Below are 23,311 nucleotides of genomic sequence, written 5' to 3'. Positions count from 1 at the left end.
ACTATGTTTGATATCGCGACCTACCATCGCGCCCCGGATATCGCCGGGGCCATCGCGCTGCTGGCAAACAATCCGCAGGCGAAACTGCTCGCGGGCGGCACTGACGTTTTAATTCAGCTTCACCATCACAACGCTCGTTATCGCCATATTGTGGACATCAACGCCTTAGTGGAGCTGCGCGGCATTACCCTCACTGAGCACGGCGGGATTCGCATCGGCTCCGCCACCACCTTTAGCGAGCTTATCGACAATCCCTTAGTCCAGCGCCATCTTCCCGCTCTCAGCGCGGCTTCCGCGTCAATCGCCGGACCGCAAATTCGTAACGTCGCCACCTACGGCGGCAATATTTGCAACGGAGCGACCAGCGCCGACTCTGCCACCCCGACGCTGATTTACGAGGCCTCGCTGGAGATCCATTCGTCGAAAGGCGTGCGCTTTACGCCGATCAACGGCTTCCACACCGGCCCCGGCAAGGTATCCCTTGAGCACGACGAGCTGGTGGTGGCGTTTCACTTTCCTGCCCAGCCCGCCGAGTTTACCGGCAGCGCACACTATAAATATGCCATGCGCGATGCCATGGATATTTCCACCATCGGCTGTGCCGCACGCTGTTGTCTGGAAGAGGGTCGCATTCGCGAGCTGCGGCTGGCCTTCGGAGTCGCCGCCCCCACGCCCATCCGCTGCCAACACGCTGAACAGAGCGCGCAAAACGCCCCGTTAACCCGGCAAACCCTCGAGACACTCGGCGAAGCGGTATTGCAGGACGTCACCCCGCGCTCCTCCTGGCGCGCCAGCAAAGAATTTCGTCTGCACCTTATCCAGACGATGACAAAAAAAGTGGTCAGCGAAGCCGTGATCGCGGCGGGAGGAGAATGGCAATGAATCACAGCGACGGAATCACCATCGAATGTCGAATCAACGGAATGGCCTTTCAGCTAAGCGTCTCGCCGGGTATGCCGCTCTCCGAGCTGCTGCGCGAACAGGGGTTATTGAGCGTGAAACACGGCTGCTGCGTCGGGGAGTGCGGCGCGTGCACCGTTTTGATTGATGGAACGGCGATAGACAGCTGCCTGTATCTCGCCGTCTGGGCCGCAGGCAAGGAGATTCGCACGCTGGAGGGAGAGCAGCAGGCCGGGCAGCTGTCACCGGTGCAAAAAGCCTATGCAGAATCGGGGGCCGTTCAGTGTGGGTTCTGCACGCCGGGATTGATTATGGCGACCACCGCCATGCTCGCCAAGCCGCGCAGTCAACCGCTAACCGTGCTGGAGATCCGCCGGGGGCTGGCGGGAAACCTGTGCCGCTGCACCGGCTATCAGATGATCCTCCAGGCCGTACAGGCCTGCGAGAAACAGGAATAACGCGCGTCGGATATCGCCTCCGGGAAATACAGGTTCGTGCGCTCTGCGAGTTTGGTAGCCCGGACAGATGCGCAGCATCGCCTCCGGGAAATGTGCCAGATCTGATGCCTCTGCGTGGCTTCATCCCGGGGGCGGCGCTCAACGCGCCTTGCCCGGGCTACGGGTCTGTGCGTTCTGCGGGTTTGGTAGCCCGGACAGATGCGCAGCATCGCCTCCAGGAAATGTGCCAGATCTGATGCCTCTGCGTGGCTTCATCCCGGGGGCGGCGCTCGACGCGCCTTGCCCGGGCTACGGGTCTGTGCGCTCTGCGAGTTTGGTAGCCCGGACAGATGCGCAGCATCGCCTCCGGGAAATGTGCCAGATCTGATGCCTCTGCGTGGCTTCATCCCGGGGGCGGCGCTCGACGCGCCTTGCCCGGGCTACGGGTCTGTGCGTTCTGCGGGTTTGGTAGATACTGTGAGCATCGGCAACCATTTTTAGTTGCGGGGCTCTCTCCGGTTTCTGGATGACAGACACACCAGCGACAGCACCCTCTGGGTGCTGTTTTTCTATTCCCGCAGTCTTTTCGTCCCTACGCTACCGCTATTCCATGTTGTGACGCATCGAACGGCTCCCCTGACTTCAGCACTCCGTACGCCACCTGCGCCAGCTTGCGCATCATCGCCCCTATGATAACTTTCGCGCGTTTGCCATTCCCTTCCAGTCTCTTTCTGAACGCTTTTCCCCACGCCGTGTGATACAGCGCTGATATTGCTGGCATATATAATGCTCTGCGCAACTGAACCGGACCCGCTTTACTCATCCGGCTCGCCCGCATCACGCTACTGCCTGACTCATGCTGCACCGGCGTCAGCCCTGCATACGCGGCGAACTGCCGCGCTGTGGCAAACCTCAGCTTCAGTCCCGTATACGCCAGCAGGACCGCCGCCGTTTTCTCGCCGATACCCGGGATGCTGTTCAGCAGCTTCCGCCGTTGCTTCATATCCGGGTCGTTGTCCGTCAGGTCTTTTATCTGTTTTTCGATACGTTTCAGTTCAGCACTCAGGCACTCCAGGAGCACATCGATGCTCGCTAACTGGACCTCCGGGGCTGTTTCCTGACGGTTTTTCTCCTGCGTCTGCATCTCTGTCAGCGCCTGATGCCGTAACACCAGCGCTTTCAGGGCCCGCTCTGTCGGGTGCGGTGCCTCCCATGCTGACGGACGTTTCTCCCGGCAGAAGTGCGCCAGCATACGGGCATCGACTTTGTCGGTTTTACTGCGCAACCCTTCACTACGGGCGAAGGCGGCACTCAGGGCGGGGTTGATAATGGAGACGGTATAACCGGCATCACTCAGATACGCGGCAGCCTCTTCCATGTAGGTACTGGTGGACTCCATGCAGACATGGGCATGGTTCACATCATGGCTGCGAAGCCAGCGGACAAGCGCTTCATGTCCGGAGGGCGTATTTTCGAATTTTTTACCGCGATGTCGACCATCAGGGCGCAGGATATCAACATCGAGCTTAGCTTTGGCAACATCAATGCCGATGAAGTACAGTTCATTTTCCATAGTGAAACCAACCTTGCGAATACGGGTTACCGGTGAAAGCCGGTCCATGATACTGTCCGGTTTATCACATGAGAAAGAACGGCAGTCCGGTGCAAAGATCTACGGAACAGGCGCGAAAGCCTAAGCCCGGACACGGCATCCGGACCGCCATCAGAGAGAACTGGCCGGTTCTTTCTGATGGAGTCATCATACAAGCCCGGACAGATGCGCAGCATCGCCTCCGGGAAATGTGCCGTTCAGACGTTCAGCAATTCATATTTCTTAATCTTGCGATAGAGCGTGGCAATACCGATGCCCAGCTCGTCCGCCGCTTGTTTTTTATTGTGATGCCGGGACAGCGCTTCGCGGATCATCTGTTTCTCCATCTCCTCAAGCGCGGTGCCTCCGGCGTCGTCGGCCAGCACGTGCAGCACCTCAGCGGGCGCGATATCACGCTCGGGCGCTTTGCCGTTATTGAGCAGATTCGGCGGCAGCAGCGTGCTATCAATCACCTCTCCCGAGGGGACAACGTTAACCAGATACTCCATCAGGTTGCTCAATTCTCGCAGATTGCCCGGCCAGCGATGATACTTCAGCAACGTCACCACATCCGGGGCGATGCCGGGGTAAACCAGGCCAAGCCGACGGGTATGCAGATGCAGAAAGTAGTGCACCAGCAACTCGATATCATCCTGACGTTCACGCAGTGGCGGCAGGGTTAACGGGATGACGTTAAGCCTGTAGAAAAGATCTTCGCGGAATTTACCCTCGGCAATAAACAGCCCGAGGTTCTGATTGGTGGCGGAGATTATGCGGATATCCACTTGCACCGGACTACTGGCACCGAGAGGCAGAATTTCCCGAGCCTCAATAGCCCGCAGCAGCTTCGCCTGGAGCACCAACGGCATATCGCCAATCTCATCAAGAAATAGCGTCCCGCTATTGGCTGCCTGAATCAGACCGGTTTTACCGTTGGCGGACGCCCCGGTAAATGCGCCTTTCACATAGCCAAACAGTTCGCTTTCCAGCAACTGCTCCGGAATAGCGGCGCAGTTGATAGCGATAAAAGGTTTATTTTTGCGATCGCTGAGCTTATGAATTGCCCGGGCGACCACCTCTTTCCCGGTACCGCTTTCGCCGACAATCATCACGCTGGAAGGGCTCGGGGCAATACGACCAATCAACTGCTTAAGCTGGCGCATCACCCGACACTCACCGACCAGTTGCTCAATATGCGGTTCATTATCGGCTAACGCCACGACGGTACTGGTATGCGACTGATGAAAGGCCATCAGGAATAATTGCCGCCCCTGAACATTATGCAGCTGACCAATAATGAGTTCGCTTTTATCATCCCACGAAACAATATGTTGCATATGCCCGTGCGTAAAATTACTTTCAAAGGTGAGCGGTCTGAAGCGCACGGATTTACCCGTCATGGTGTTTTGCATCACCCCGAGTATTTTTAGTGCCGTTTGATTAGCAAACTGCACTCGATTATCTTCATCAATAACCAGCACCCCTTGATCCATATTCTCGATCATCGTCGCGAATATTTTACTGATGCTGTCATTGCCTCCCTGATCTTGCAGAAGTTTCGAAACAAAAATGGTCGATATATGGCGAACGTAATCGGAGAATTCGCGCAGATTATCGTTAATATGCTCCTGCTGTTCATGGGTAACGGCAATCAAACTTATCACCCCCACGCAGCGGTCTTGTAAAATAACCGGCGTGCCCAAAAAGGCTTTCTCACGGCAGTTGTCTTTACTGTCACATCCTTCACAGAGCGGATCGTGGCGAGAATGGGTGACCACCTTTTCCTGCTGGGTTTCCAGAACAAAGCGCAATAGCCTTGAATTGCTGCTTAGCGGACGCCCCAGAAACTTGCCGTAGGCGCCGGTACCCGCCACGCGGCACAGGTGTTCGTCGACAATCTCTACCTCAAGTTGCAAAACGCTGGCCAGCATTCTGGCAAAGCGCTGAATAGTCGGTTGAATCTGCATCAAAACGGATTGCGTTGTTGCGAGGACCATAGACTTACCTTCCGGCATCACTTAAGCGGTAGATCGTTGAGGATATCGATGACTGCAAGAGGATATGATACTAACTCAGAAAAAAACGGCTTTGATAAAAAGCGGGTTGTTTATCATTTTGTCATGATAATTATGCAAGAGGTGTCACATTTCTATATCAATATGAGAATTACCCCAGCTTATTTATCAATATGACGATTTACTCCCCGTCCCTTAATATTATTCCCATTTTCTTTATAAAGATGAAAAATGATATTTAAAAAGCCAAACGTTTACGTCGATTAATTCCCGCCAATAACATTGTTAATTTGTGATCGCAGCCACAAATAACCGCCCTAAAATAGGACTAACGCCGCCTTGAATTAATCCTGGCACACTTATTGTTAGTTGATGGTATCGCTGTGATATCGCGCAGTCACAGCCGTTAAGCCACCTTGCCGTCATTCCACTACCGGGACCTTATAATGAAAACTGTTAATGAGCTGATAAAGGATATCAATTCGCTGACCTCGCACCTTCACGAGAAGGATTTTTTATTAACATGGGAGCAGACGCCGGATGAACTGAAGCAAGTCCTCGACGTCGCCGCCGCGCTGAAGATGCTACGCGCTGAGAATATCGCGACCAAAGTCTTCAACAGCGGATTAGGGATTTCTGTTTTCCGCGATAACTCCACCCGTACCCGCTTCTCTTATGCCTCGGCCCTCAACCTGCTCGGCCTCGCCCAGCAGGATCTCGATGAAGGCAAATCGCAAATCGCCCACGGCGAAACCGTCCGCGAAACGGCCAACATGATCTCGTTTTGCGCCGATGCGATCGGCATTCGCGACGACATGTATCTCGGCGCGGGCAACGCCTATATGCGTGAAGTCGGCGCAGCGCTTGACGACGGTTACAAGCAGGGCGTCCTGCCGCAGCGTCCAGCGTTAGTTAACCTGCAATGTGATATCGACCACCCGACGCAGGCGATGGCAGATCTGGCCTGGCTACGCGAGCACTTTGGCTCGCTGGAAAACCTCAAAGGCAAAAAAATCGCCATGACCTGGGCGTATTCCCCGAGCTACGGTAAACCGCTCTCCGTGCCGCAGGGGATTATCGGCCTGATGACCCGCTTCGGTATGGACGTCACGCTGGCGCATCCGGAAGGCTATGACCTGATTCCCGATGTTATCGAAGTGGCAAAAAGCAACGCCAACGCCTCCGGCGGCAGCTTCCGCCAGGTGACCAGCATGGAAGAGGCCTTTAAGGATGCCGACATCGTCTATCCGAAGTCATGGGCCCCTTACAAAGTGATGGAAGAGCGTACCGAGTTACTGCGCGCTAACGACCACGCGGCGCTGAAAGAACTGGAAAGACAGTGTCTGGAGCAGAACGCGAAGCATAAAGACTGGCACTGCACCGAAGAGATGATGGAGCTAACCCGCGACGGCGAAGCGCTGTATATGCACTGCCTGCCCGCCGATATCAGCGGCGTCTCCTGTAAAGAAGGGGAAGTCACCGAAGGTGTGTTCGAAAAATACCGCATCGCCACTTATAAAGAGGCCAGCTGGAAGCCTTACATCATCGCCGCGATGATCCTCGCCCGCAAATATCCGAAGCCCGGCGTCCTGCTGGAACAACTGTTGAAAGAAGCGCAACAGCGCATGAAATAACCCCCGAGCCGACCCGCCGGTCGGCTTTCCCTTCCGGAGGCCAATAAGGATAGGATATGTCCGTTTTCACACTGAAGATCGATATTGCCGACAACCATTTTTATAACGGTGAAACGTCGCCCCTCTTTTCACAAAAACAGGCCAAAGTGGCGCGCCAGTTCCATCAAAAAATCGCGGGCTATCGCCCAACGCCGCTCTGCGCGCTGGACAGTCTGGCCAGCTTGTTTGGCGTGAAAAAAATTCTCGTCAAAGATGAATCAAAACGCTTTGGGCTGAACGCCTTCAAAATGCTCGGCGGTGCCTATGCCATCGCCCGCCTGCTGTGCGAGAAATATCACCTTGATATCGAGACGCTCTCGTTCGCGCAGCTGAAAAACGCCATCGGCGAAAAGATGACCTTTGCCACCACCACCGATGGCAACCACGGTCGCGGCATCGCCTGGGCCGCGCAGCAGCTCGGGCAACATGCGGTGATTTATATGCCGAAAGGCTCCGCTCAGGAGCGCGTCGACGCCATTCTCAACCTCGGCGCTGAATGCATCGTTACCGATATGAACTATGACGACACCGTTCGTCTGACCATGCAACATGCGCAGCAAAACGGCTGGGAGGTGGTGCAGGATACCGCCTGGGAAGGTTACACCAAAATTCCGACCTGGATTATGCAGGGCTACGCGACGCTTGCCGATGAAGCCGTAGAGCAGATGCGCGAAATGGGCGTCACGCCAACTCACGTACTGTTGCAGGCGGGTGTCGGCGCGATGGCGGGCGGCGTGCTGGGCTACCTGGTGGATGTTTATGGCCCGCAAAACCTGCGCAGCATTATCGTTGAGCCGGATAAGGCCGACTGCATTTATCGCTCGGGCGTCAAGGGCGACATCGTCAACGTCGGCGGCGATATGGCAACCATCATGGCCGGTCTGGCCTGTGGCGAACCTAACCCGCTCGGCTGGGAAATTCTGCGCAACTGCGCCACGCAGTTTATCTCCTGCCAGGACAGCGCCGCTGCGCTGGGCATGCGCGTGCTGGGTAACCCATACGGCGACGATCCGCGAGTGATCTCCGGCGAGTCCGGTGCCGTAGGTCTGGGCGTACTGGCGGCAGTACACCATCACCCGCAACGTCAGGCCCTGATGGAAAAACTGGCGCTGGATAAAGACGCCATCGTGCTGGTTATCAGCACCGAAGGCGACACCGACGTGAAGCACTATCGCGAAGTGGTCTGGGAAGGCAAACATCCGGTCACCCCGTAATCCCCTAATGAGAACAGGCTCCCAAGGAGATACGGGAGTGAAAACTGGAGAACAATAATGGCTAAGCACATTCCCTTTAAACTGATTCTGGAAAAAGCACACGACTACCAGGCCGACATGACGCGCTTCCTGCGCGATATGGTCGCCATCCCCAGCGAGAGCTGCGATGAAAAACGCGTGGTTCACCGCATCAAACAGGAGATGGAAAAAGTCGGCTTCGATAAAGTCGAGATCGACCCGATGGGCAACATTCTCGGTTATATCGGTCATGGCCCGCGGCTGGTGGCGATGGACGCCCATATCGATACCGTAGGCGTCGGCAATATTAAGAACTGGGAATTTGATCCGTATGAAGGCATGGAAACCGATGAGCTGATCGGCGGACGCGGCACTTCCGATCAGGAAGGCGGCATGGCATCGATGGTGTATGCCGGGAAGATCATCAAAGACCTCGGCCTGGAAGATGAGTACACCCTGCTGGTGACCGGTACCGTGCAGGAAGAGGACTGCGACGGCCTGTGCTGGCAGTACATTATCGAACAGTCCGGCATTCGCCCGGAATTTGTCGTCAGCACCGAGCCGACCGATTGTCAGGTGTATCGCGGACAGCGCGGGCGTATGGAAATCCGTATTGATGTACAGGGCGTCAGCTGTCACGGCTCTGCACCAGAGCGCGGCGATAACGCGATCTTCAAGATGGGGCCGATTCTCAATGAATTGCAGGATTTGTCGCAGCATCTGGCTTACGACGAATTCCTCGGCAAGGGCACGTTGACGGTTTCCGAGATCTTCTTCACCTCGCCGAGCCGCTGCGCGGTGGCGGATAGCTGCGCCGTCTCTATCGACCGCCGTCTGACCTGGGGCGAAACCTGGGAAGGTGCGCTGGACGAAATCCGCGCCCTGCCCGCCGTGCAAAAAGCCAATGCGGTGGTGTCGATGTACAACTATGACCGCCCATCCTGGACCGGATTAGTTTATCCGACCGAATGCTACTTCCCGACCTGGAAAGTCGAAGAGGATCACTTCACCGTCAAAGCGCTGGTCAATGCTTATGAAGGGCTGTTCGGCAAAGCGCCGGTGGTCGATAAGTGGACCTTCTCCACCAACGGCGTCTCGATTATGGGACGTCACGGCATTCCAGTGATCGGCTTTGGTCCGGGTAAAGAGCCGGAAGCGCATGCGCCAAACGAGAAAACCTGGAAATCGCATCTGGTCACCTGCGCCGCCATGTACGCCGCCATCCCGCTGAGCTGGCTGGCAACAAAATAATCATCCCTCTGCATCCCCCGGCTTACCGGGGGATTTCTGGAGTCTGCTATGCGCGTACTGATTAAAAACGGAATCGTCGTTAACGCTGACGGACAGGCAAAACAGGATTTGCTGATAGAAAACGGTATTGTTCGTCAGCTCGGCGACAATATTACGCCACAGTTACCTTGCGAGATCGTCGATGCGGCCGGCTGCTACGTCATGCCCGGCGGCGTGGACGTGCACACCCATTTCAACATTGACGTCGGCATTGCCCGTAGCTGTGATGATTTTTTTACCGGCACCCGCGCGGCGGCGTGTGGCGGTACAACAACCATTATCGACCATATGGGGTTTGGCCCGACAGGCTGCCGGTTACGCCATCAGTTGGAGGTTTACCACGGTTACGCCGCGCATAAGGCGGTGGTCGATTACAGCTTCCACGGGGTCATCCAGCATATCAATCACGCCATCCTTGATGAAATTCCGATGATGGTTGAAGAGGGGATCAGCAGCTTTAAGCTCTACCTGACCTATCAGTACAAGCTCAACGACGATGATGTGCTGCAAGCGCTGCGCCGCCTGCACATCTCCGGCGCGCTGACGACAGTCCATCCGGAGAATGATGCCGCCATTGCCTGCAAGCGCGCCGAGTTTCTTGCCGCCGGGCTGACCGCGCCGCGCTATCACGCCCTGAGCCGCCCGCTGGAGTGCGAGGCCGAGGCCATTGCCCGGATGATCAATCTGGCGCAGCTCGCCGGGAATGCGCCGCTGTATATCGTCCATCTCTCCAACGGTCTGGGGCTGGATTATTTACGCCTGGCAAGAGCTAACCACCAGCCGGTGTGGGTAGAGACCTGCCCGCAATATCTATTGCTGGATGAGCGCCGTTATGACGCACCTGACGGGCTGAATTTTATTCTCAGCCCGCCTCTGCGCAACGTCCGCGAGCAGGACAAACTCTGGTGCGGCATCAGCGACGGCGCAATCGACGTGGTCGCCACCGACCACTGCAACTTTTCTATAGCCCAGCGCCAGCAGCTCTCTGGCGGCGATTTCAACCGCTGCCCGAACGGTCTGCCCGGCGTGGAAAACCGCCTGCTGCTGCTCTTTTCCAGCGCTGTGATGAGCGGGCGCATCACGCCAGAACGCTTTGTCGATATGACCAGCGCCATGCCGTCCAGGCTGTTCGGCCTGTGGCCGCAGAAAGGTCGGCTGGCCCCGGGTTCCGATGGCGATGTGGTGATTATCGACCCGAATCAAACGACGGAAATTCGTCACGCCGAGCTGCATGACAACGCCGACTACTCCCCGTGGGAGGGCTTTCGCTGTACCGGGGCGATCGTCAGAACCCTTTCGCGCGGTGAAACCCTCTTTTGCAAAGGGGAATTTAACGCCAGAGCGGGCCGGGGCCGCTTCCTGAGACGCAAACCGTTTAGCCATCCCTGGCATACTGAATAAGTGAGGAAAAATGAGTAAGAAAATTGTTCTCGCCCTCGGCGGGAATGCGCTGGGAGAGGATCTGGCCGGGCAGATGCAGGCCGTCAAAATGACCTCTCAGGCGATCGTCGATTTAATCGCCCAGGGCCATCAGGTAGTGGTCACCCACGGCAACGGGCCGCAAGTCGGGATGATCAACCTGGCCTTTGAGGCGGCGGCGAAAACCGAAGCTCACACGCCGATGCTGCCGATGTCGGTATGCGTGGCGTTGAGCCAGGGCTATATCGGTTACGATCTGCAAAACGCGCTGCGCGAAGAGCTACTGTCGCGCGGGATGCATAAGCCGGTAGTGACGCTGGTGACCCAGGTGGAAGTTGATGCCCTAGATCCCGCGTTCCTTAATCCGACCAAACCTATCGGTTCATTCTTCACTCAGCAGGAGGCTGAACAGCTGGAGAAACAGGGCTATACGCTGAAAGAAGATGCTGGTCGCGGCTATCGTCGCGTCGTCGCGTCGCCTAAACCGGTAGACATCATTGAGAAAGAGACGGTCAAAACTCTGCTGGATGCCGGGCAGGTAGTGATTACCGTTGGCGGCGGCGGCATTCCGGTGATCCGCGAAGGCAACCATCTGCGCGGCGCCAGCGCGGTGATCGATAAGGACTGGGCCAGCGCCCGGCTCGCCGAAATGATCGATGCGGATATGCTGATCATCCTGACGGCGGTGGAAAAAGTGGCTATCAACTTCGGTAAACCTAACGAACAGTGGCTGGATCGCTTGTCATTAAGCGATGCGGAGCGCTTTATCAACGAAGGGCATTTCGCCAAAGGTTCCATGCTGCCGAAAGTCGAAGCCGCCGCCTCGTTCGCCCGTTCCCGCCCAGGACGCGAATCTCTGATTACCGTGTTGAGCAAAGCGAAAGAAGGAATAGAAGGTAAAACCGGCACCGTGATTTGCCAGTAGCCGGATAAGGCGTTGGCCGCTTAGTCGGGAGGGCGGGTATTTTCCCCGGAGGCGATGCTACGCATCTGTCCGGGCTACGGGTTCACAACCGTCTGCGGGCCGGTAGCCCGGACAAGGCGCTTCTGGCGCCGCCTCCGGGAAATGCGCCGGACCTGATGGTTCGGCGCAGTTACTTCCCGGCTCACGCTACGCTTAGCCGGGCTACAAGTTCACAGTCGTATGCAGGTAAGTAGCCCGGTAGCCCACTCTATGCGACTTCCAGCACCTCGTTAGTCGATTTCACGCCCTGATGCATCAGCATCATCAGCGCTTCCAGCACGCCGCCGCCAATCGCCCTCGCTTTATCAGAAACGCTGGTAAAATCAGCGGTCTCGCCGCGCGGGTCGATATCGCCAATCTTAAAACCGCCGACCACCGCCAGACCATCGCTTAACAAGCCGCGCACCATGCCCGATAGCGGCGCTTTAATTTCGCTTTCGCCAATCCAGGCCACGACATCACCCTCTTCTACCAGATCGCCTAGCTTCACGTTGGCACGCATGATGCCTGCGGCGGGCGCGCGAATCACCCGACGCGCTGTGTGGCCCATAATATTGCCGGGTACGCCGGTATTTTCCTGCGCGCAGCCCGAGTAAATCACCTGCCCCAGCCAGTGACCGCGATTGGTCTCAATCACCGCACGGCAATCCTCACCCGCACGGAACCCTGGCCCCAGCGCGATAGTCACCGGCGCCATTTCAATATGAGTGCCCAGATTCTGTTTCGCCAGAATCGCATCGACCACGCAGACGGGCTTCAGCGCCTCAAGCGATGAACAGAAAGGGTCGACCAGTATCGGGATAATACCGCGCTCAGCCAGCGCAATCGCCTCTGTCGTCGTGCTCGCCAGCCGGGCGGTTACGCCTTCGACCACCATTTCGCCGTCAAACGCGGCCTGGGCAAAAGCCACGCTGCGGCGGATAACCGTCGGTTTCTCAACCTCCAGCATGAACACTTTGAATCCGGCATGAAACAGACGCAGCGCCACGCCGCTGGCGATATCCCCCGCGCCGCGAACCACCACGCGCTGGTGTCCGGACGGGTGCGCCGCTCGCATCATCAAGCCGCCGGGAGCATTGTTTTTAACCTGTAAGATTTCAGCCAGCACGCTCACCGCAATCTCCTGCGGCGTTTCGGCACCAATGTTATAGCCCACCGGCGCATGCAGGCGCGCGAGATGCTCTTCATCAACCCCCTTCTCCCGCAGCTGGCGCATGAAAAGCTGAACCTTGCGGCGGCTCGCCAGCAACCCCAGCCATGCCACCGGGCGCTCCACCAGCTTATCCAGCGCCTCGCGATCCTGATTATTGGTGGCGATCAGCACAAAGTTATCGGGGCGGATCTCCAGCGCATCCACCGCTGCGGCAAACGAGTCGGCACAAAGTAGCTGTACCGAAGGAGGAAAAGAGGCCGGATTTAAGCTTTCACGATGGATATCCGCCACGGCAATATCAAAACCCAATAGCGCCGCGCTCTGGGCAATAGCCCGATTCACATGCCCCGCGCCAATCAACACCAGCCGGGGCCGCAGACCGTGGACGCTAATAAATACCGTCATCGCGCCGCCGCAATCTGAACCCACGGCATCGGTGCCGTTGCGCGCCATTCGCCCATGAAACAGGCGCGGCTTTCGCTCCTCTAATGCCTGTAGCGCCTCGTCGATCACCTTACGCTCCACCATGCCGCCGCCAATGGTGCCGACGATAGTTCCATCCTGATGGACAAGCATTTCTGCTGAATGTCGCGGCGTTGAGCCACGGCTATCCACAATTTGCGCCAGCGCAAATGGACTGTTTTGTTCTTCGAGTCTTGCAGCTTCTGTGAAAATATTCATAAAAACCTCAATGGATATCCGTTCGGTAGATCCGGTCTCCCGGCGTCGCTATCTCACAAATCTGCGCATAATCGGCGGGCGTTCCAGTATCGCGCCCAGCCAGATGGCATCCATATCCCCATTGCGCAAGAGCGAGTTCAGTTCGTCTTCAGCCAGGCGATTCTCAGATTGAGAAAACTGGTTGAGAAACCAGATCCGTCGGCTGTCCGGCGGTACGTTTTTAAACGCGCCCTGCGGATGGCGAATGAGCCGGAGAAGGTGCCCGAACGTCAGCGGCTCATCCGCTGTCAGGCCAGTGATATCAGCAAACAACGGCCAGCGATGGACATTTTCCGCTCCCGTTTTCTCCCCCAACATATGCCCGCCCGTTACGGCAATCACGCAGCAACTGCTTTCAGGTATGCAAGGTTCATGCTCATCCGGCGCTTTCAGCGGCAATCCGTGAGCGCCGTCAGCTTCCACTAATATAACGTCGCATTCCTCACGCGCCGCCAGCGCATCAATGGCGCTCGCCGAAAAACCTCGCGCTTTGCCCTCCTGCGCTTTCCAAGAGTGAAAACAGGTTAAAATGGGCAGATTGAGATAGTGGGAAGGCAGAGCGGCAGCCTCCCGACAAAAGATCACCGGATAAGCAGCATCAGGCAGGAACATTTGAGTCGTCGTCGTCACCACGACGCGCCGTCCGCTGGCATGGAATAACTGAGCCAGCCAGAAAATGGTGCTGGTTTTGCCTCCGGCCCCCACGACTGAAATAACCGAGGGACGACTCTGCGCACCTAAGTCAAAGAACAATTCGGCGTTATCCTTTATATTTTCCTTGGTAACCATCAATCACCTTAAATAATGGACGCGCAATGCCAGCTATCGACTGTATTATTACCGCCGCAGGGCTTTCATCACGGATGGGAGAATGGAAAATGATGTTACCCTGGCAAGGAGGGACAATTCTTGATGCAAGTATCAAAAACGCCCTGCAATTTTGCAGTCGGATTATTTTAGTCACGGGGTATCGTGGCAATGAACTGCATCAACGTTATGCCAATATGCGTAATATTATTATTATCCACAACTCAGATTATGCTGACGGTTTATACTCTTCCGTGAAGGCTGCCGCCGCCGCCGTTGAGAGCGAATACTGCTTCATCACCCACGGTGACATGCCCTGCCTCACCGTTGAAATATTCAATAAAATGTGGTCGTTACGTAACACTGGCGCGCTCATACCTTACTATCACGGCGTCCCTGGACACCCTATTTTGCTCACCAGAGAGTGCCTGCAGCAAGCTATCTCCCGGCCACATAAAAATATGCGTCAGGCACTGCTGGCGGGCGCGCATAATAGAGTAGAAATAAACAATCGCGAAATCACTTTAGATATCGATACACCAGAAGATTTTATTAACCTGCATCATCGTCAATAAAATAGCTTATCTGCCGAGTTAAACGATTGCGTTCAAATAATCAAACCAGGCGTCTTCCGCACTTATCATAATGATACAAACTCACCCTTTTTGAGAAAATAAGATACTTTCGAGAAACGCTGACTTCATCAACAACCAGGACTGATTTTAATTCTCATTTACGCAATGTGAGATCTTTCACAAAGCAGACATAACTTTAGAAGCGCTTCACAAAAAATTATATTTATGCCGCTCGCCAGCAAGAGTGGTGCGAATGTTGCTCTATCTCTCCTATACCACCGGTTTATTTGTACCGGCTAATTAATGATAAAGGAGAGGGTTATGGGGGATATTATGCGTCCCGTTCCGTTCGAGGAACTCTTGACGCGCATATTTGATGAATACCAACAGCAGCGCTCCATCTTTGGTATTCCCGAGCAACAATTTTACTCACCTGCCAAAGATAAATCGGTCAGCGTCTTTGGTGAAACCTGCGCTACCCCCGTTGGCCCCGCTGCTGGCCCACACACCCAGCTGGCGCAAAATATTGTCACCTCCTGGCTCACCGGCGGCCGCTTTATCGAGCTGAAAACGGTACAAATCCTTGACCGGCTGGAGCTGGAAAAACCCTGTATCGATGCCGAAGATGAGTGCTTCAATACCGAATGGTCCACCGAATTTACCCTGCAAAAAGCGTGGGATGAGTACCTGAAAGCGTGGTTCGTTCTGCATCTGTTAGAGCAGGTTTTCCAGCCCTCGGGCGCGGAAAAGTCTTTTATCTTCAATATGAGCGTCGGCTACAACCTGGACGGCATCAAGCAGCCGCCGATGCAGCAATTTATTGACTCAATGACAGACGCCTCCACGCAGCCGAAATTTGCGCAATATCGCGACACGCTTAGCCGTTGGCTGCACGACGACGCCTTCCTTGAGCGCCACGGCCTGAGCGGGCAGCGGGAAAACCTGCGCGCGCTACCCGCGCGCATTCCTGCCACCCTGGTTCACGGCGTCACGCTCTCCACCATGCACGGCTGCCCGCCGCACGAAATCGAAGCTATCTGCCAGTACATGCTGGAAGAAAAAGCGTTGAACACCTTCGTGAAGCTGAACCCGACGCTGCTGGGCTATGCGCGCGTTCGCGAGATTCTGGATAGCTGCGGCTTTGCGTATATCGGCCTGAAAGAGGAGTCGTTCGAGCACGATCTCAAACTGGCCCAGGCGCTGGAAATGCTGCAACGCCTGATGGCGCTGGCAAAACAGAAATCGCTCGGTTTCGGCGTGAAGCTGACCAACACCCTTGGCACCATCAATAATAAAGGCGCGCTTCCCGGCGATGAGATGTATATGTCTGGCCGCGCGCTGTTCCCACTCGCCATCAACGTGGCGGCGGTGCTGTCCCGCGCTTTTGACGGCAAATTACCCATTTCTTATTCCGGCGGCGCCAGCCAGCTGACCATTCGCGACATTTTCGACACCGGTATCCGCCCTATTACGATGGCAACCGATCTGCTCAAGCCCGGCGGCTACCTGCGCCTTAGCGCCTGCATGCGCGAACTGGAATCATCGGATGCGTGGGGCATGACCCACGTCGACGTCGAGCGGCTAAACCGGCTGGCAGAAGACGCCGTCACCATGGCCTACACGCAGAAACACTGGAAGCCAGAAGAGCGCATCGAGGTTGCTGAAGACCTGCCGCTGACCGACTGCTACGTCGCACCTTGTATTACGGCCTGCGCGATCAAACAGGATATTCCGGAATACATTCGCCTGATGGGCGAGCAGCGCTACGCCGACGCGCTGGAGCTTATCTATCAGCGCAACGCCCTGCCCGCTATTACCGGGCATATCTGCGATCATCAGTGCCAGTACAACTGTACGCGCCTGGACTACGACAGCGCGCTGAACATCCGTGAACTCAAAAAAATCGCCCTGGAAAAAGGCTGGGACGAGTACAAGCAGCGCTGGCATAAACCGGCAGGATCCGGCTCACGCCATCCGGTTGCGGTCATTGGCGCAGGCCCGGCGGGGCTTGCCGCAGGCTATTTTCTGGCGCGCGCGGGGCATCCGGTTACCGTGTTTGAGCGAGAAGCCAACGCCGGCGGCGTCGTCAAAAACATCATTCCGCAGTTCCGCATTCCGGCGGAGCTCATCCAGCACGATATTGATTTTGTCGCCGACCACGGCGTGAAATTTGAGTACGGCTGCGATGCGCATCTGACGGTCGAACAGCTAAAAAATCAGGGCTATCAGTATGTGCTGATCGCTACCGGTACCGATAAAAACAGCGGCGTCACGCTGCACGGCGATAACCCGCACGTCTGGAAATCACTGCCTTTCCTGCGGGAATACAACCTGGGTTCCACGCTCAATCTGGGTAAACACGTGGTGGTGGTTGGTGCGGGGAATACCGCGATGGACTGCGCCCGCGCAGCGTTACGCGTACCCGGCGTGGAGAAAGCCACCATTGTATATCGCCGTTCGCTTCAGGAAATGCCCGCCTGGCGTGAAGAGTACGAAGAGGCGCTGCACGACGGCGTTGAGTTCCGCTTCCTCAATAATCCGCAGCGCTTTGATGCCGATGGCACATTGACCCTGCGGGTGATGTCGCTGGGTGAACCGGACGCCAAAGGCCGCCGCCGCCCTGTTGAAACCGATGAAACCGTGACGCTCCATGCCGACAGCCTGATCACCGCCATCGGCGAGCAACAGGATACCGACGCCCTAAGCGCCATGGGTATTCCGCTGGATGAAAAAGGCTGGCCGGAGGTCAATGCCAGCGGCGAAACCCGCCTTGCCAACGTCTTTATGATTGGCGATGTTCAGCGCGGCCCCTCTTCCATCGTCGCCGCTATCGGCTCAGCCCGTCGAGCAAGCGATACCATCCTCTATCGGGAAAATATCCGCTCCCACCACGCGGATAAACGCTGGAACAACGTCAACCCAGCCGAAATTTACCAGCGCAAGGGGGAAATATCGGTCGCGATAGTCGATAAAGACGACCGCGATGCCTTCGTCGCTCAGGAAGCCGAACGCTGCCTTGAATGCAACTATGTGTGCAGCAAGTGCGTGGACGTCTGTCCGAACCGCGCCAACATCTCTATTGCGGTCCCTGGCTTCCAGAATCGCTTCCAGACGCTGCATCTGGATGCTTACTGCAACGAATGCGGCAACTGCGCCCAGTTCTGCCCGTGGTTGGGCAAACCCTACAAAGACAAAATCACCGTCTTCAGCCTGGCACAGGATTTTGACTCCAGCAGCAACCCCGGCTTCCTGGTGGAAGATGACCGCGTGCGCGTGCGTCTCGATAGCCAAAGCTGGGTACTGAATATCGACAACGACGGCCAGTTCGCCAGCATCCCTCCGGGGCTGGATGAGATGTGTCGCATCATCAGCCATGTCCACCAGCAGCATCACTATCTGCTGGGCCGGGTGGAGGTATAACGATGTTAATTCTAAAGAATGTGACCGCCGTACAGCTCTATCCGGCAAAAGTGCAGGAAGGCGTTGATATCGCTATCGAAAATGACGTTATTGTTGAGGTTGGAGATGCGCTGACCCGCCGCTATCCACAGGCTGACTGGAAGGAGATGCACGGGCGTATCGTGATGCCCGGACTGGTGTGCGCGCACAACCATTTCTACTCCGGATTGTCGCGCGGCATTATGGCCAACATCGCCCCCAGCCCGGATTTTATTTCGACGCTGAAAAATCTGTGGTGGCGGCTGGACCGCGCGCTGGACGAAGAGTCGCTCTACTACAGCGGGCTGATTTGCTCAATGGAAGCCATTAAGAGCGGATGCTCTGCGGTCATCGACCATCACGCTTCTCCGGCGTATATCGATGGCTCGCTCTCTACGCTGCGCAATGCCTTTTTGAAGATTGGCCTGCGCGGGATGACCTGCTTTGAAACCACCGACCGCAACGGTGGAGTCGATGAATTGCAGGCAGGCGTAGAGGAAAATATCCGCTTCGCCCGCCAGATAGACCATGCGCGGGCGACGGGCACGGAGCCCTATCTGGTGGAAGCGCATATCGGCGCTCATGCCCCCTTTACCGTGCCGGATGCCGGGCTATCCATGCTCAGCGAGGCCCTCAAGGTTACCGGGCGCGGGCTGCATATCCACGCGGCGGAAGACCTCTATGATGTCTCCCACAGCCACCATCTTTATGGCAAAGACCTGCTGGTCAGGCTGGCGGAATACGACCTTATCAACAGCAAAACGCTGGTGGCGCACGGGCTGTATTTGTCGACAGACGATATCGCCCTACTCAACGAACAGGATGCTTTTCTGGTGCACAACGCCCGTTCCAACATGAACAACCATGTGGGCTACAACCATCACCTCACCGATATCCGCAACCTGGCGCTGGGTACCGACGGTATCGGCTCCGACATGCTGGAAGAGATGAAGTTTGCCTTCTTTAAGCATCGCGATGCTGGTGGCCCGCTGTGGCCGGACAGCTTCGCCCGCGCGCTGACCAGCGGTAACGAACTGCTGAGCCGCAACTTTAGCGCCCGCTTTGGGCAGCTAGAGGCTGGTTATAAAGCCGACCTGACCATTTGCGATTATGCCGCGCCGACGCCGCTGCTGGCAGACAATATTGCCGGACATATCGCCTTTGGCCTCGGTTCCGCCAGCGTTCATAGCGTGATGGTCAACGGCGTAATGGTCTACGAAGACCGGCAGTTCACCTTTGATTGCGATTCGATTTACGCCCAGGCCCGAAAAGTCGCCGCAGATATGTGGCGGCGTATGGACTCGCTGGCATAGCCCACGCCCTCTTTCGTGCTGAAAGGGGGATTGATGAGGAAAGATTATGATCGAGCAATTTTTCAAACCAGACTCTGTAGAGCAGGCGCTGGAGCTCAAATCGCGCTACCAGGATGATGCCGTCTGGTTTGCCGGGGGCAGTAAGATCAATGCCACCCCGACGCGACCGGATAAGCGAATCGCCATTTCGTTACAGGACCTTGAGCTGGAATGGGTGGATTGGGATAACGGCGCGCTGCGCGTTGGCGCGATGACGCGTCTGCAAACCCTGCGTGATGCACACTTCATTCCCACCGCACTACACGATGCGCTGGGCTTCGTCTACTCCCGCCACCTGCGCAACCAGTCAACCCTCGGCGGCGAAATCGCCGCCCGCCAGGAAGAGTCGGTGCTGCTGCCCGTTCTGCTGGCGCTGGACGCGCATCTGGTATTTGGCGACGGCAAGTGCCTGTCGCTGGAGAGCTATCTCGCCGATCCCGGCGCACGGCTGATCACGGAAATTGTCATTAAAGACCCCTTCCGCCCCTGCGCCACGCGCAAAATCAGCCGCTCACAGGCGGGGTTAACCGTCGTCACCGCGGCGGTTGCCATCTCAGAGCACGACGGCGTACATATCGCGCTGGACGGCGTGGCCGATGGCCCCCTGCGCCTGCGGGACGTGGAGTCGCAGCAACTGGAAGGCAGCGCGCTGGAGCAGGCCGTCGCCGCCGCAATTTTCCCTCAGCAGGATGTTCGGGGCAGCGTGGCCTATAAACGCTATATCACCGGCGTGGTTGTCGCAGACCTGTATGCCGACTGCCAGCAGATGGGCGAGGAGGTCGTATGATGATTCACTTTACCTTGAACGGCGCTGCGCGCGAGATGAAGGTCAATCCCGGCACTAACGTACAGGCGCTGCTTTTCGGCCTCGGGATGCACTCGGTGCGCAACAGCGACGATGGGTTCGGCTTCGCGGGATCCGACGCGATTCTGTTTAACGGCCGCATCGTTAACGCCTCCCTGCTTATCGCCGCTCAGTTGGAACAGGCGGAGATCCGCACCAGCGAATCGCTGGGCAAATGGAATCAGCTCAGTCTGGTGCAGCAGGCGATGGTCGATGTCGGCGTGGTGCAATCGGGCTATAACGATCCCGCCGCCGCGCTGATTATCAGCGATCTGCTGGATCGCATCGCCGCCCCGACGCGCGATGAGATCGATGACGCGCTCTCCGGATTATTTAGCCGTGACGCGGGCTGGCAGCAATATTATCAAGTGATCGAACTGGCGGTGGCGCGTAAAGGCGACCCGCAGATCGCTATCGATAGCGCCCCGACCTTCCGCGACGATCTGGCGGTCGTCGGCAAGCTATATCCAAAAACCGATGCGGCAACCATGGTGCAGGCCAAGCCCTGCTACGTGGAGGACCGCGTCACGCCGGACGCCTGCATTATTAAAATGCTGCGCAGCCCGCATCCCCATGCGCTGATCACCCATCTCGACGTTAGCAAGGCCGAGGCGCTGCCCGGCGTAGTTCACGTGATCACCCATCTTAACTGCCCTGATATCTATTACACCCCCGGCGGGCAGAGCGCACCGGAGCCATCACCGCTCGACCGGCGGATGTTCGGTAAGAAGCTGCGCCACGTCGGCGATCGCGTCGCGGCGGTTGTCGCTGAAAGTGAAGATATTGCATTGGCCGCGCTGAAGCTTATCGACGTCAAATATGAAGTGCTTAAGCCGGTGATGTCGATTGATGAGGCGATGGCCGATGACGCGCCGGTGGTTCACGATGAACCGGTGGTGTACGTCGCTGGCGCGCCGGATACGCTGGAAGAAGATAACAGCCACGCCACCCAGCGCGGCGAACATATGATTATCAATTTCCCCATTGGCTCGCGCCCGCGCAAGAATATCGCCGCCAGCATTCACGGCCATATTGGCGATATGGAGAAAGGTTTCGCTGAAGCCGATGTGGTTATCGAGCGCACCTACTCCTCCACTCAGGCTCAGCAGTGCCCGACGGAACCGCATCTTTGTTTTACCCGCATGGATGGCGATCGTCTGGTTATTCACGCCTCGACCCAGGTTCCGTGGCACCTTCGCCGCCAGGTGGCGCGTCTGGTCGGCATGAAGCAGCACAAGGTTCACGTGATTAAAGAGCGCGTGGGCGGCGGTTTCGGCTCCAAGCAGGACATCCTGTTGGAAGAGGTCTGCGCCTGGGCCACCTGCGTCACCGGACGCCCGGTCTATTTCCGCTATACCCGTGAAGAGGAGTTTATCGCCAATACCTCTCGCCACGTCGCCAAGGTGACGGTGAAGCTGGGGGCGAAGAAAGATGGTCGCCTGACGGCGGTGAAGATGGATTTCCGCGCCAACACCGGCCCCTACGGCAACCATTCGCTGACCGTGCCATCCAACGGACCGGCGCTGTCGCTGCCGCTGTATCCCTGCGATAACGTCGATTTCAAAGTGACCACCTACTACAGCAATATCTGCCCAACCGGCGCATATCAGGGCTATGGCGCGCCGAAGGGCAACTTCGCCATCACCATGGCGCTAGCGGAACTGGCGGAGCAGTTGCAGATCGATCAACTGGAGATTATCGAGCGCAACCGCGTGCATGAAGGGCAGGAGCTGAAGATCCTTGGCGCGATTGGCGAAGGTAAAGCGCCAACGTCGGTGCCAACCGCTGCCAGCTGTGCGCTGGAGGAAATCCTGCGTCAGGGCCGCGAGATGATCCAATGGTCGTCACCGAAACCGCACGCGGGCGACTGGCGGACAGGTCGCGGCGTGGCAATCATTATGCAGAAGTCGGGGATCCCGGACATCGACCAGGCTAACTGCATGATCAAGCTCGAATCCGATGGCACCTTTATCGTCCACTCCGGCGGCGCGGATATCGGCACCGGACTGGATACGGTGGTCACCAAGCTGGCGGCGGAAGTGCTGCACTGCCCACCGCAGGAGGTGCATGTCATTTCCGGTGATACCGATCATGCGTTGTTCGACAAAGGCGCTTATGCCTCGTCCGGCACCTGTTTCTCTGGTAATGCGGCGCGTAAGGCGGCAGAAAATCTGCGGGAAAAAATACGCTTCCACGGCGCAGAGATGCTCGGGGAACCGCTAAGCGACGTTGAGCTGGTAGCCCCTGGCGTGGTGCGCGGTAAGCAGGGGGAAGTGAGCTATGCCGATATCGCCCACAAGGCCGAGACCGGCACCGGCTTCGGTACGTTAGTCGCCACCGCCAGCTATATCACCGCTGATTTCGCCTTCCCGTATGGAGCCAACTTCGCCGAAGTGGCGGTGAATACCCGTACCGGTGAAATCCGCCTCGACAAGTTCTATGCGCTGCTGGACTGCGGCACGCCGGTTAACCCGGAGCTGGCGCTGGGGCAAATTTACGGGGCGTCGATGCGCGCCATTGGTCATAGCCTGACGGAAGAGATTCTTTACGACGCACAGGGCCATCCGCTTACCCGCGATCTGCGCAGCTATGGCGCGCCGAAAATCTGCGATATTCCGCATGATTTCCGCGCGGTGCTGGTGCCAAGCGATGACAAGGTCGGCCCGTTTGGCGCGAAATCAATCTCCGAAATCGGCGTCAACGGCGCGGCTCCGGCGATTGCCACCGCCATTCACGATGCCTGCGGCGTCTGGCTACGCGAATGGCATTTCACGCCGGAGAAAATACTGAGCGCGTTAGGAAAACTGTAACCATGAACATTCCCGGATTGCGGCTAACGCCTTATCCGGGCTACGGGATCGCAGACGACTGAAAGCTCGTAGCCCGGACAGATGCGCAGCA

General features: G+C 57.0%; 16 protein-coding genes. 12 read left to right on the top strand and 4 right to left on the bottom strand.

Annotated features, from left to right (window positions below; genetic code table 11):
- Positions 1 to 3: 3 nt before the first annotated feature.
- Complete coding sequence (gene xdhB, locus ACMYSL_RS04915; RefSeq protein ID WP_434661597.1) at positions 4 to 882, top strand: xanthine dehydrogenase FAD-binding subunit XdhB; 879 nt, start codon at positions 4 to 6, stop codon at positions 880 to 882.
- On the top strand, positions 879 to 1,358 hold the full coding sequence (gene xdhC, locus ACMYSL_RS04910; protein ID WP_434661596.1) for a xanthine dehydrogenase iron sulfur-binding subunit XdhC: 480 nt from the start codon (positions 879 to 881) through the stop codon (positions 1,356 to 1,358). Before xdhB ends, xdhC begins: the two co-directional genes overlap by 4 nt.
- Before the next feature lie 571 nt (positions 1,359 to 1,929).
- Here the strand turns inward: xdhC and ACMYSL_RS04905 are convergent.
- Entirely contained in the window at positions 1,930 to 2,910 is a 981-nt protein-coding gene (locus ACMYSL_RS04905; protein ID WP_434663922.1) for an IS110 family transposase, read from the bottom strand.
- A gap of 236 nt (positions 2,911 to 3,146) precedes the next feature.
- Complete coding sequence (locus ACMYSL_RS04900) at positions 3,147 to 4,925, bottom strand: sigma-54 interaction domain-containing protein (protein WP_304253476.1); 1,779 nt, start codon at positions 4,923 to 4,925, stop codon at positions 3,147 to 3,149.
- Between the two features lie 464 nt (positions 4,926 to 5,389).
- Between ACMYSL_RS04900 and ygeW the strand changes: the two genes are divergently transcribed.
- The 5 genes from ygeW to arcC are packed head-to-tail and all read left to right on the top strand — an operon-like array spanning position 5,390 to position 11,482.
- Positions 5,390 to 6,577: a knotted carbamoyltransferase YgeW gene (gene ygeW, locus ACMYSL_RS04895; protein WP_130624347.1), complete on the top strand. Its 1,188-nt coding sequence runs from the start codon at positions 5,390 to 5,392 to the stop codon at positions 6,575 to 6,577.
- A 56-nt stretch (positions 6,578 to 6,633) separates the two neighbouring features.
- Complete coding sequence (gene dpaL, locus ACMYSL_RS04890) at positions 6,634 to 7,830, top strand: diaminopropionate ammonia-lyase (RefSeq protein ID WP_434661595.1); 1,197 nt, start codon at positions 6,634 to 6,636, stop codon at positions 7,828 to 7,830.
- A 57-nt stretch (positions 7,831 to 7,887) separates the two neighbouring features.
- Entirely contained in the window at positions 7,888 to 9,099 is a 1,212-nt protein-coding gene (locus ACMYSL_RS04885) for a YgeY family selenium metabolism-linked hydrolase (protein ID WP_434661594.1), read from the top strand.
- 48 nt (positions 9,100 to 9,147) lie between these two features.
- Positions 9,148 to 10,539, top strand: coding sequence for a dihydropyrimidinase (gene hydA / locus ACMYSL_RS04880; protein WP_112217319.1), 1,392 nt, complete (start codon positions 9,148 to 9,150; stop codon positions 10,537 to 10,539).
- Positions 10,540 to 10,549: 10 nt separating this feature from the next.
- On the top strand, positions 10,550 to 11,482 hold the full coding sequence (gene arcC / locus ACMYSL_RS04875) for a carbamate kinase (protein WP_434661592.1): 933 nt from the start codon (positions 10,550 to 10,552) through the stop codon (positions 11,480 to 11,482).
- A 247-nt stretch (positions 11,483 to 11,729) separates the two neighbouring features.
- On the opposite strand, the gene yqeB is transcribed toward arcC, so the two are convergent.
- Entirely contained in the window at positions 11,730 to 13,355 is a 1,626-nt protein-coding gene (gene yqeB / locus ACMYSL_RS04870) for a selenium-dependent molybdenum cofactor biosynthesis protein YqeB (RefSeq protein WP_434661591.1), read from the bottom strand.
- Between the two features lie 48 nt (positions 13,356 to 13,403).
- Positions 13,404 to 14,183 carry a selenium cofactor biosynthesis protein YqeC gene (yqeC, locus tag ACMYSL_RS04865; protein WP_304253485.1) on the bottom strand — a complete coding sequence of 260 codons (780 nt, stop codon included), beginning with the start codon at positions 14,181 to 14,183 and terminating at the stop codon, positions 13,404 to 13,406.
- A 26-nt stretch (positions 14,184 to 14,209) separates the two neighbouring features.
- Between yqeC and mocA the strand changes: the two genes are divergently transcribed.
- From mocA to ACMYSL_RS04840, 5 genes are all read left to right on the top strand, one after another.
- Entirely contained in the window at positions 14,210 to 14,776 is a 567-nt protein-coding gene (gene mocA / locus ACMYSL_RS04860; RefSeq protein WP_304253486.1) for a molybdenum cofactor cytidylyltransferase, read from the top strand.
- Between the two features lie 321 nt (positions 14,777 to 15,097).
- Positions 15,098 to 18,196, top strand: coding sequence for a putative selenate reductase subunit YgfK (gene ygfK, locus ACMYSL_RS04855; protein WP_182234832.1), 3,099 nt, complete (start codon positions 15,098 to 15,100; stop codon positions 18,194 to 18,196).
- A 2-nt stretch (positions 18,197 to 18,198) separates the two neighbouring features.
- A complete protein-coding gene (gene ssnA, locus ACMYSL_RS04850; protein ID WP_434661590.1) occupies positions 18,199 to 19,527 on the top strand; it encodes a putative aminohydrolase SsnA in 1,329 nt (442 codons plus the stop codon).
- A 46-nt stretch (positions 19,528 to 19,573) separates the two neighbouring features.
- Entirely contained in the window at positions 19,574 to 20,353 is a 780-nt protein-coding gene (gene ygfM / locus ACMYSL_RS04845; RefSeq protein ID WP_434661589.1) for a molybdopterin-dependent oxidoreductase FAD-binding subunit, read from the top strand.
- Entirely contained in the window at positions 20,350 to 23,220 is a 2,871-nt protein-coding gene (locus ACMYSL_RS04840; protein WP_434661588.1) for a molybdopterin-dependent oxidoreductase Mo/Fe-S-binding subunit, read from the top strand. The genes ygfM and ACMYSL_RS04840 overlap by 4 nt, the downstream gene beginning before the upstream one ends.
- The last annotated feature ends 91 nt before the right edge of the window (positions 23,221 to 23,311 follow it).

This window comes from Klebsiella sp. MISC125, assembly GCF_051131775.1.
GTDB lineage: Bacteria > Pseudomonadota > Gammaproteobacteria > Enterobacterales > Enterobacteriaceae > Klebsiella.
This window is presented reverse-complemented; position numbering and strand designations above follow the sequence as displayed.